Annotated in this window: 6 protein-coding genes and 2 pseudogenes; all 8 read right to left on the reverse strand. The window is 71.4% G+C overall.

Annotation, left to right across the window (positions count from 1 at the left end; genetic code table 11):
- Positions 1-957 precede the first annotated feature (957 nt).
- Complete coding sequence (locus ACIQUT_RS40010) at positions 958-1305, reverse strand: hypothetical protein (protein WP_403570630.1); 348 nt, start codon at positions 1303-1305, stop codon at positions 958-960.
- A gap of 106 nt (positions 1306-1411) precedes the next feature.
- Positions 1412-1925: pseudogene (locus ACIQUT_RS40015) on the reverse strand (transposase); the annotation flags it as partial.
- A 22-nt stretch (positions 1926-1947) separates the two neighbouring features.
- Positions 1948-6360, reverse strand: coding sequence for a trypsin-like peptidase domain-containing protein (locus ACIQUT_RS40020; RefSeq protein WP_403570632.1), 4413 nt, complete (start codon positions 6358-6360; stop codon positions 1948-1950).
- Positions 6361-6375: 15 nt separating this feature from the next.
- A complete protein-coding gene (locus ACIQUT_RS40025) occupies positions 6376-6768 on the reverse strand; it encodes a CU044_2847 family protein (RefSeq protein WP_403570633.1) in 393 nt (130 codons plus the stop codon).
- Positions 6769-6892: 124 nt separating this feature from the next.
- Positions 6893-7996, reverse strand: a complete 1104-nt coding sequence (locus tag ACIQUT_RS40030) for an IS630 family transposase (protein ID WP_403570638.1) — start codon at positions 7994-7996, stop codon at positions 6893-6895.
- Complete coding sequence (locus tag ACIQUT_RS40035) at positions 7936-8238, reverse strand: transposase (protein WP_403570635.1); 303 nt, start codon at positions 8236-8238, stop codon at positions 7936-7938. Before ACIQUT_RS40035 ends, ACIQUT_RS40030 begins: the two co-directional genes overlap by 61 nt.
- 137 nt (positions 8239-8375) lie before the next feature.
- Positions 8376-8570 (reverse strand): annotated as a pseudogene (locus ACIQUT_RS40040) (IS1182 family transposase); the annotation flags it as partial.
- A 76-nt stretch (positions 8571-8646) separates the two neighbouring features.
- Positions 8647-9307 (reverse strand): flavin reductase family protein (locus ACIQUT_RS40045; protein WP_403570636.1); only part of this gene is annotated, 661 nt, incomplete at its 5' end.

The following is a 9307-nucleotide window of genomic DNA, read 5'->3' on the forward strand; positions in this document are numbered from 1 at the left end:
CCGAGTAGTCCCTCATCGCCATCGGCGGTCTTCTCGCTTCCTCCGGATCAAGCAGATCCAGTATCAGCGTGTCCACCACTCAGGGGGAGGCCCCGACCGCGAGTCGGCGTCATCGCCTCACACTGCGTTCTCGGCAACTTTCCCCAAGCAGATCCGGGCCCCAATGCCCCTGGCGCACCAACCCCTCCGGGCTATACACCGCATCACCGGTCCATAGCCGCCAGCTGTCCGGGAAAGACGCGCAGCACCCGGTCAAGCGCGCCTTGCGTATGCCGCCTTCTCAAGCAACCGCGCGGCGGGCCCTCCGACTGGGATGCTGGTTACTCGTAACATCCGGGAAAGACACACACCGATGCTGCGTGAGTGCGGGCCGGGGAACGTCGGGGTTCCCTCGGCGGGCGGGCGCCGGGAGCGGGTTCGAGTCCGGTGAATCCGCCGGCGGGAGCAGGTGCTAGCGAAACCCTGGGCACGGTGTGGGCAGCGTGTCACCAAACCCTCCGGCCGGTGTGTCGATCAATCACGCCACAGCTCCTCAGCGACTGAGGCCTGTCGATCACAGCGACCCACGGGCGTTCGGTCGCTGCACGTTGCTGGACACGAAACCCCAGGCCAGACGGCACGTGAGCTCCTAGACAGCGACTGAAGCGACTGAAGGCTCCTCTATATGACGCACACGCGCGCCTACGAATCTTGTCATATACCCGGAGTTGAGTCGCTTCAGTCGCTGAACTGCCCTCGGTAACGCTGTGACCTGCAGTTATATCCAGCGACTGAAAGCAGCGACTGAACACCACAGCCGCTCACGACACACCTGCGCCAGCAGTACTGCCCGCGGCCGCCCGCCCCACACCTGGCCAATGCTGGGCTTAGGCCTGTGCCCCGGTGCGTGGGGCTGCTGCTCGACGAGCTGCCGTCTGACCGTGCGAACGCTGCGCTGGACGGGACTCGGATCGAGGCCTACGGCCAGGAGCACCACGCGCGCACGGTGGGCCCGTCGAGGGTTGGCTCCGAGCCGTCGGCGCTGCAGCCGGAGACAGCAATCAGATCCCGCTGGGACAGGCCGGAGTCGAATGTGGCCGCGGCCGGGTCGGTGTCTCGAGTGCTTTTCCAGCCTGTGCCGTAGCTGTTCGGGATGTCCGTGGTGCCCGTGCCGACCGCGCGCATCCGCAAGCCTGCGCGCCGGCCGATGCCGCCGGTGAGGTCGATCCCGTCCTCGGTGGCCAGGTCCACGGGGGCGGCCGTGGTGAAGGCGAGGCGCAGCCGCTGGTCGATCGCGGTGCCGACGTTGCCAGCCTCTGTGCCCACGCCGGGCCCGGACAGGAGAAGGTTGTCGGTGCGGTGCGGTGCTGGGCGCGGAAGGAAGCGCAGCGGCCGCGGGCCGGCCGACAGTTCGCGGTCCAGGAACCGGCGCAGCGGAGGGCTTGTTGATGCTGCGCTCGACGGTGTTCCGCTGCCGGCAGGCCTCATGGTCGAAGCCGGCGGACGGCCGCCGGGCCGGCCCAGCCGCCTGGGGTTCGCGGCCTGGTCCGCGGGCTGCGGGATCACCGCTCGGATCCCGCGCCGCCGCAGGTGACGGCGGGCAGCGGCTGTCCGCGGCGAGGTGGATCTTCGTGGTCAGTCCGCCGCGGGACCGTCCGAGGGCATGATGGTCCGGCTCGCCGGCCGGGGCCCCTTTTGACGGGCCCCGGCCGCGTCTCCCAGGTACCGTTCGCCGCCCGCATCCGCAGCCGGTTGTGGGCGCCCTTCCACGAGTCGAAGCGCTCGGGCAAGTCCATCCACGGCGTCCCGGTGCGGTACTTGAACGCGATCGCGTCGATCACCTGCCGATGGTCCCGCCACCGCCCACCCCGCTTCGGCGTCCGGTCCGGTAGCAGTGGCTCGAGGCGGGCCCACCGGGCATCAGTCAACGACACCAGACCAGCGATCCGATGATCTGAAGGAAACGGCCTAGCCGCAGGGTGGTTCGCGTACGGCGCCCCCCGGCAGCAGTTCGCGCTCGCTCGCGGTGAAGTCCCGTCCTACCCCGGTGCACAGGGTCTTCATCATTTCGTCCGGGCTCAGGTCCAGGTCCTGGTACCAGCCTTCCCCGGCGATGGAGAGGCGGGTGCCGCGCAAGGTGATGCCCAGGTCCGCCGGTGTGGGGTGGCCGGTGAGGAGGAGCCCGCCGGCCAGGTCCCAGAACTGCAGTTCGCCGTCGCCTCCGGTCGTGATCAGCGTCCGTCGTGCTCCGAAGCCGATCAGCCCGGTGACCTTCGCCCCGGCAATGGCCAGCGGGCGCGCGTCCGCCGCCCCGCCCGGCAGGGCCCACTGGTGCAGGAACCCGTCCGCGTTGCGGGTCACCAGACGGCTGCCGTCACCGTTGAACAGCAGCGGGGTGGAGTCCCAGAACTCGAAGCGGGAAGGGAGTTCGCCCACGGTGAAGGTCTGGGTGCGGGCGCCGGTGCGGACGTTGCGGATCTCCACCGTGCCGGTCGTGGCCGCGGAGCTGGTGACGAGCGCCACCTCGTCCGGATGCCCCGGCCGTGCGCGGATCTGGGCCAGGCCGGTGAAGATGACCGGATCGACGGCCTGTGCCTCCGACTTCCGTTCCACCTGGGTCGCCGGACCCACCGGGCCTCCGGTGGCCGCGTCGACGAGCATGAGCCGGCCGTCGGCGGTGAAGACCGCCAGCTCCGAGCCGGTCATGGGCTCGACGGCCTCGACCGCCGGCCCCCGCCGTGCCGGGCCGGTACCGGCGTCCCAGTGGAGGTCGACCCGCTGGGCCGGATCGTCCGCCCGGTACGCGGCCAGGCCCCCGTCGGAGCGTTCCAGCACCACCCACCGGGAGTCCGCCGTCCAGACCGGCACGGGCGGATTCCCGGTCGTGGCGTCCCTCGGCGCGCGCCGGCTGCTGCCGCGGTCGGCGGTGACGATCTCCAGCAAGGAGGCCTCCGTACGCGCCAGCAGGCGGCCGTCGGGCGACAGGGCACCGTTCGCGTTCGCGGTGGCCGCGGTGAGTTCCGTCGTCGCGTCCACCGGGACCGCGGTGGCGGTGAGCAGGGCGTCCGCCGTCGGGAGGAGTACGGTGACCCGATCGTCCTGGCCGGGGACGACGGCGAGGGTCAGGTCGCCGTCCCCCTGCGCGGGCACCCTGGTCCGGTGGATCCGGCCGGTGCGCAGCGCGATCAGGGTCACCTCCTGGTAGTTCTTGTCGATGGTCGGCTGCCCGACGAACGCGAACTCGCCCGTGACGTCCAGCTTCGTCGTGTCCACCACGTCCGGCAGGGGTGTCGCCGGACCGGGGGCCGCGCCCGCCGGCCGCGTCCGTTCGGTCCTGCTCGCCCTGTCCCGGCCGGCGTCGCCGCTCACCTCTTCGAGCAGCAGTTCACCGTCTCCGGTGATGACCGTGAGGCCCACGGGGCCGTACGCGGCGACCTGGCGGCCCGTCGTCAGTTCCCGGACGACGGTCTGCCCCGGCCGGTCCGTGTACTCGGGCGTGAAGACCACCTGCCCGGTGTCGGCGGTGAACGCGGCGTCCCTGATGTCGCCCGGTACGAGATCGGGGGGCGTCGGTACCCGCCCGCCGGACGGCAGGTCCCAGACCGAGAGCGCGGCGTAGCGGTCGTGCGTTCCGGCCGCGCCGGACGCGTCGTAGAACTTCACGACCCGCAGCAGCCGGCGCCCGTCCCCGCTGTAGTCCAGGATGTGGGACTTCACCACCTTGCGGCCCTTGGTGTCCTCGGACGGCAGGTGCACCGGCGGTCCGTCGCCGGTCAGGTCCCACACCCACACGCTGCCGTCCGTACCCGCCATGGCGTAACTGCGGCCGTCCGGGCTGAGGGCGTCCCCCCTCGCCTCCGACCAGACGCCGGGCAGATCGCGCAGCGTCCGGTGTCCCGGCTGCTTCGTGTGCAGGCCGGTGATCACGGTGAGGACGTACTCGCCGCTGTCACGGACCGAGCGCACCACGGCGGTGGAGCCGTCCCGGGTGGTGCGCAGGGCCAGGAACCGGCCGGGCCACAGGCCTGGCCGGCTTCCCGTCAGCCGCTGCCCCCGCGGGTACTGCCGCAGCAGCGCCCCGTACGCCTCCGGGGTCTGCTCCGTCCGCCACGCCGCCATGGCGAACTGCATGGCGAGCGCGGGGCGACCCGCCTCGTGGCGGTGGGACAGGTCCGCCAGCACCCGGGACGCCTGGGTACGCAATTGCGCCTCGACCGTCTCGCCGCGGCGCTGCACGAACACCGTCAGGACGCCCGCCAGCAGGACGAGCACGGTGAGGACGGCGGCGACCGCCTGCCAGCGGCGGACGCCGCGGAGCCGTTGGCGTTCGCTCTGCCGGATGTAGTCGCGCTCGGCAGCCGGGATGTCCTCGGGGCGGCGGGCCAGCCAGTCCGACGCCGTGTCGAGGATGCCGCCGCGCAGCAGCGCGCCGGGTTCCCGGCCGCCGGTCCGCCAGCGTGCCAGGTCCCGGCGCAGCTGCTCCTGCCACTGCCGGAAGTCCCGGGAGTCGGCCAGCCATGCCTGGAGCCGGGGCCAGAGCGAGGCGAGTTGCTCGTGGGCCAGGTCCACGATCTCGGCGCCGTCCTGGTCCTGGCCCAGGACCACGAGTTTGGTGGGGGCCAGTCGGCGGGCGAGGGCCTGCAGGTCCGGGGCGAGATCGGCGGTGCGGGCGGGGCGGCGGGCGAAGCCGCCGCCCTCGACGGGCCGGGCCAGTTGCGCGAACAGCCGCCGCGCGAGGTACGCCTCGTCCTCCGCGACGTGCGTGCGCAGGGCCTCCTCGGCGTAGCCGACGAGGGCGCCCGCCACCCCGCCCAGCCGGGCATAGGCGGTGTGCGTGAGCATGGACCGCTCGCGCTCCTCCCAGAGCCGGGTCAGGGCGAACTCGACGAGCGGCATCCGGCCGGGTTCGTCGGCGGCGTCGGCGACAATGCGCTCGGGCAGGCCGGCTTCGAACCACAGGCCGGGTACGGCGTCCACGGGCGCGGTGACGGCCTGGTGCAGGCCCTCGGCGGAGAGCGGGGCGAGGAACTGGGCGGCGCCGCCGCTGAGCGGAGCGGCCGTGCCGGAGGTGACCAGGACGTCGAGGGACTCGGGGCGGGCGGTGGCCACCACCCGCAGCACGGGCCCGGCGCCCGGCTGAGCAGCCGCCCCGGCGCCCGGCGGGGTACCCACCCCGGAATCCGACCGCCCGGCGCCGTCCGGTCCAGTGTCGTCCAGCTCAGTGCCCGGCGGTCCGGAGTCGCCCGTGGGCCGGGCGGAGCTCAGCGCGACCAGCAGGCGCAGAAGCTGCCGGGCCGCGTCGGGCCGCTCGCCGGCGTACTCCTCCAGCTGGTCCACGAAGAGGACGTGGCCACCCGTTCCGCCGTGCGCGAGCAGCCGGTCCCGTAACGCTCCGGCCGCCTCCTGCGTCAGCAGTCCGGCGAGTTCGGCGGCCGCCCGCAGCCGGCCGACCTCTCCGAGACCGGGTTCCAGTACGGGGACCACGGCGCGGGCGAGGGCGGCCGCCGGGTCGGCCCCGGGAACGGCCCGGAGTTCGGACACGCTGAACCCCTCGCGCTGGAGGCGGGGTAGCAGCCCGGCCCGGACCAGCGAGGACTTGCCGGAGCCGGACGGGCCCACCACAAGCGTCAGCGGGTGCCGGGCGACCGCGCCCCGCAGGCGTTCGATCTCCTCCGCACGCCCGTGGAACAGCTCGGCGTCGTTCTCGGTGAACGGGGCCAGACCGCGGAACGGGCAGCGCGGCCGCAGCACGCCCTCGTCGACGAGCTGGGCCGAGGGGATCAGGTAGGCCGTGGTGGCGCCCGCGCCGCTCCGGGCCGCCACGGTCATCCCGACGACGCCGTCCTGCCGCGCGTCCCAGACCGGGGAGCCGCTGAACCCGGCAGTGATCCGGGGTTCGCCGGCCGGGGTCTCCATCTGCAGCCAGCCGGCGCCCTGCGGCCCGCGCAGCGTGCCGCGGGCCCAGAGGCCGTGCTGGAAGCCCGCAGGAAACCCGATGGCGCGGAACGGGTGCTCCCACACCCTCGTGCCGTCGACCAGCGGCGCCGGGCGGGTGCCAGGCACCGGCCGTTCCAGTCGCAGCAGGGCCACGTCCCCGGAGTCGTCGTCGGCGATCCGCCGCCACGCCACCACGCTCGCGCGGGCGGCCCGTACGGTCCCCGTGTCGTCCCGGACCATCGGGAAGTCGAGCGACACCGGCCCCGGCGGGGCTTCGTCGGGGGTGCCGGCCAGGCCGGCGGCGCGGGCCACGACATGGGCGCAGGTGCACACGATGTCGGGGCCGACCAGGAAACCGGCGCCGACCACGTCCCCGGACCCGGACCCGGACCGGATCCGTACGACGGACCGGGTGAGGGCCTCCTCCTCGCGAACGACAGTCATCCCCGGCGGCCTTCGCTACGCCGCCCCCGGCCCGTCGGCCGGACCGGGGCCGCCATCGGCGCCGGACGCGGCCCCGGCTTCTGCGTCGGACCGGGGCCGCCATTCCACGCTCACCGTGAAGTTGGCCTCGGCGGCGGCCTTCGCGACCACGATCCCGGTCTCCCCGGACAGCTTGATGCCGAAGTCCACCCGCACGGACTCGGGCACCTGGGCCATTCCGCGCAGCCCGTCGGCTATGACGTCGAGCGCGGGCCGGATCTGGCCCATGGCCTCCTGCAGGGTCTCGCCCGCCCGGGCCAGCGCCGCCCCGGCTCGCCCCACCCGCTCGATACCGCCGCCGTCCGCGTCGGCGACCTCGACCCAGATGCCACTGCCGTCGGTCAGCCGCAGTTCACCGGCGTTCCCCATCCCTGCACCCCTCTCCCCAAAGGGCCATCAATGTACGTCAACTCGCGTGCGCCTGCGCGGGGTTCACGATCGGATCCTGTGGCGCGGCGCGGAACCTAGTGTGATGCGCCAGAAATCCTGAGGGTTAGTTCTGCTCTGTTTTCTGGCCGGTGGTTCCGACCTTGGTGAGGTAGTCGGCGAGGGAGTTGAGGATCTCATCGGCTGTCTTGGTCCAGGTGAAGGGCCGCGGGTTTTCGTTCCAGGTGTTGATCCACGCGGTGATGTCGTCCTCCAGTGCCTTCACGGACCGGTGGACGCCGCGGCGGATGAGTTTGTCGGTCAGCAGGCCGAACCACCGCTCCACCTGGTTCATCCAGGAGGAGCCGGTGGGGGTGAAGTGGATCTGGAAGCGAGGGTGTTTGCTCAGCCAGGTCCTGATCTCGGCGGTGTTGTGGGTGGCGTAGTTGTCGCATACGAGGTGGATGTCGAGCCCGGCGGGCACCGCCTTGTCGATCCGGATCAGGAACTTCTTGAACTCAATCGCCCGGTGGCGGCGGTGCAGTGCCGATATGACGGTGCCATCAGCGATGGTGAAGGCGGCGAACAGGCTGGTGATGCCGTGCCGGTAATAGTCGTGAGTACGCCGTTCGGGCATGCCCGGCATCATCGGCAGCACCGGTTGGGACCGGTCCAGCGCCTGGATCTGGGATTTCTCGTCCACGCAGAGCACGACCGCCTTCTCGGGCGGGTGGTGGTACAGGCCGACTACGTCGACGACCTTGGCGACGAACTGCGGGTCGGTGGACAGTTTGAAGGAGTCCTGCAGGTGGGGCTTGAGGTCGAACCGCTTCCAGATCCGCCCGATCGTCGACTTCGACAGGCCAGTACGCTGGGCCATCGAAGCCCGTGACCAGTGCGTGTCCTGGCCCGGGGTCGACTCCAGGGTGGCCACGATGACCTCCTCGACCTGGTCGAGGAGGATCGAGGGCGGCCGGCCCAAGCGGGGCTCGTCATGCAGACCGTCGAGGCGTTTCGCGATGAACCGGGCCCGCCAGCGGTCCACGGTCGACCTGTCGATGCCGAGGTCAGCCGCGGCCTGCTGGTTCGTCCCGCCCTCCGCGCAACGCAGCACGATCTTGGCGCGCAACGCGAGGAACTGGGCGGTCTTGGCCTGCCGCGCCCACCGCGTCAGCTGTCTCCGCTCGGCCTCGTCCAGGACCAGGTCGGCGCCTTCGGCCGGCCGATCCAGCCGGCGTCCTCAAGCCCCGCCATCCGCTCTGCGGCGAAGGCCCGACGCCACTTGCCAACCGTCTTGGCCTGGACGCCGACGATCCGCGCGACACCCGCGTTCGACATGCCATCAGCACACGCCAGGATGATGAGGGCCTTCTCGGCCGAGCGCCGGTGCGGCATTTTCGTCCGGCGCACCAACTCGGCACGCTCGGCCTCGGACAACGTGATCTCCACAGCAGAAGGTCCCGGATACGACATGGCAACAGGGTACTTACTAACCCTCAGGATCTCTGGCGCATCACACTAGGCGGGGGGCCGCAGGTGTGACCGGAGGCGGGAACCCCCGAATTCGGTGATCTTCCGTTTGCACAGGTCAGAGGCTGTGGGCAAGCCCCTAGGACCGGCCCGAGGTCGAGCACCTCGTCGACCAGGTCGGCGATGAACCGGGCCAGGTGGTCTTCGGGCAGCCAGTCGTCCAACGACGGCGGCAGCAGCAGGACCTGATGCGGATCGAACGCCCGGAACGTCTTGCCGACCGCCGCCGCAGGGCCCTGTGGCCGCTTCTTCCCGACCGGCCCGACCTCGAACAGCCCATCCCCATCACGCATACCGTGATCAACCCGCGTGAATGGTCACGAGATGCGGGCGAGGGCGCCGGATGCCTGTTCAGGCGGTCGCCGACCGGGGCTGGTGCGGCATGTTCCAACCCTCGGCGAGTCTCGACGGGTGAACGTTGCGGCCCCCGCCGAAGAACTCGCAGAACTTCATGATCAGCGGGTCCCAGCCGAGCGGGTCCACGTAGCGCGTTCCCGGGATGACCAGATCCTCCTCGACATGGGCGCGAAGAACCTCGACCTCGAACGCGGTGGCATGCAGTTCGGGACCGCCGAAAGGATGGGCCGAGACGACCCTGCATTCCAGCTGGACCGGGCACTGCGCAACCCTGGGGGCCCGGACCAGATCCGATGCCTGCTCCGTCAGCTGCGCGGTCGAGAACTTGTCCGGCTCGTACCGGTAGCCCTGCTTCTCCTTGTAGCCCGGCACGGCCGACTTTCCGGTCGTGAGCGCGATCCGGTCGACGGCATCGACCATCGCCGACGAAGGCAGATTGAGCACGCACTCACCTTCTCGCAGCAGGTTCGCGGTGGTCTGGGCGTTGTTGCCGAGACCGAGCATGCAGGACTGGTCCAGCCACCACGCTGACGACATCGGTGCGAGGTTCGCTGTGCCGTCGGGCCTTCCCCCGTGAAGGTGGGCACGCGGGGATTGATCACGCGGCGAGCGTGAGTTTAACGCTGTGGTGTCGGCGTTCGTATTCGTCGGGGCT

Origin of the sequence: Streptomyces sp. NPDC090445 (assembly GCF_044769385.1) — a bacterium.
Lineage (GTDB): Bacteria > Actinomycetota > Actinomycetes > Streptomycetales > Streptomycetaceae > Streptomyces.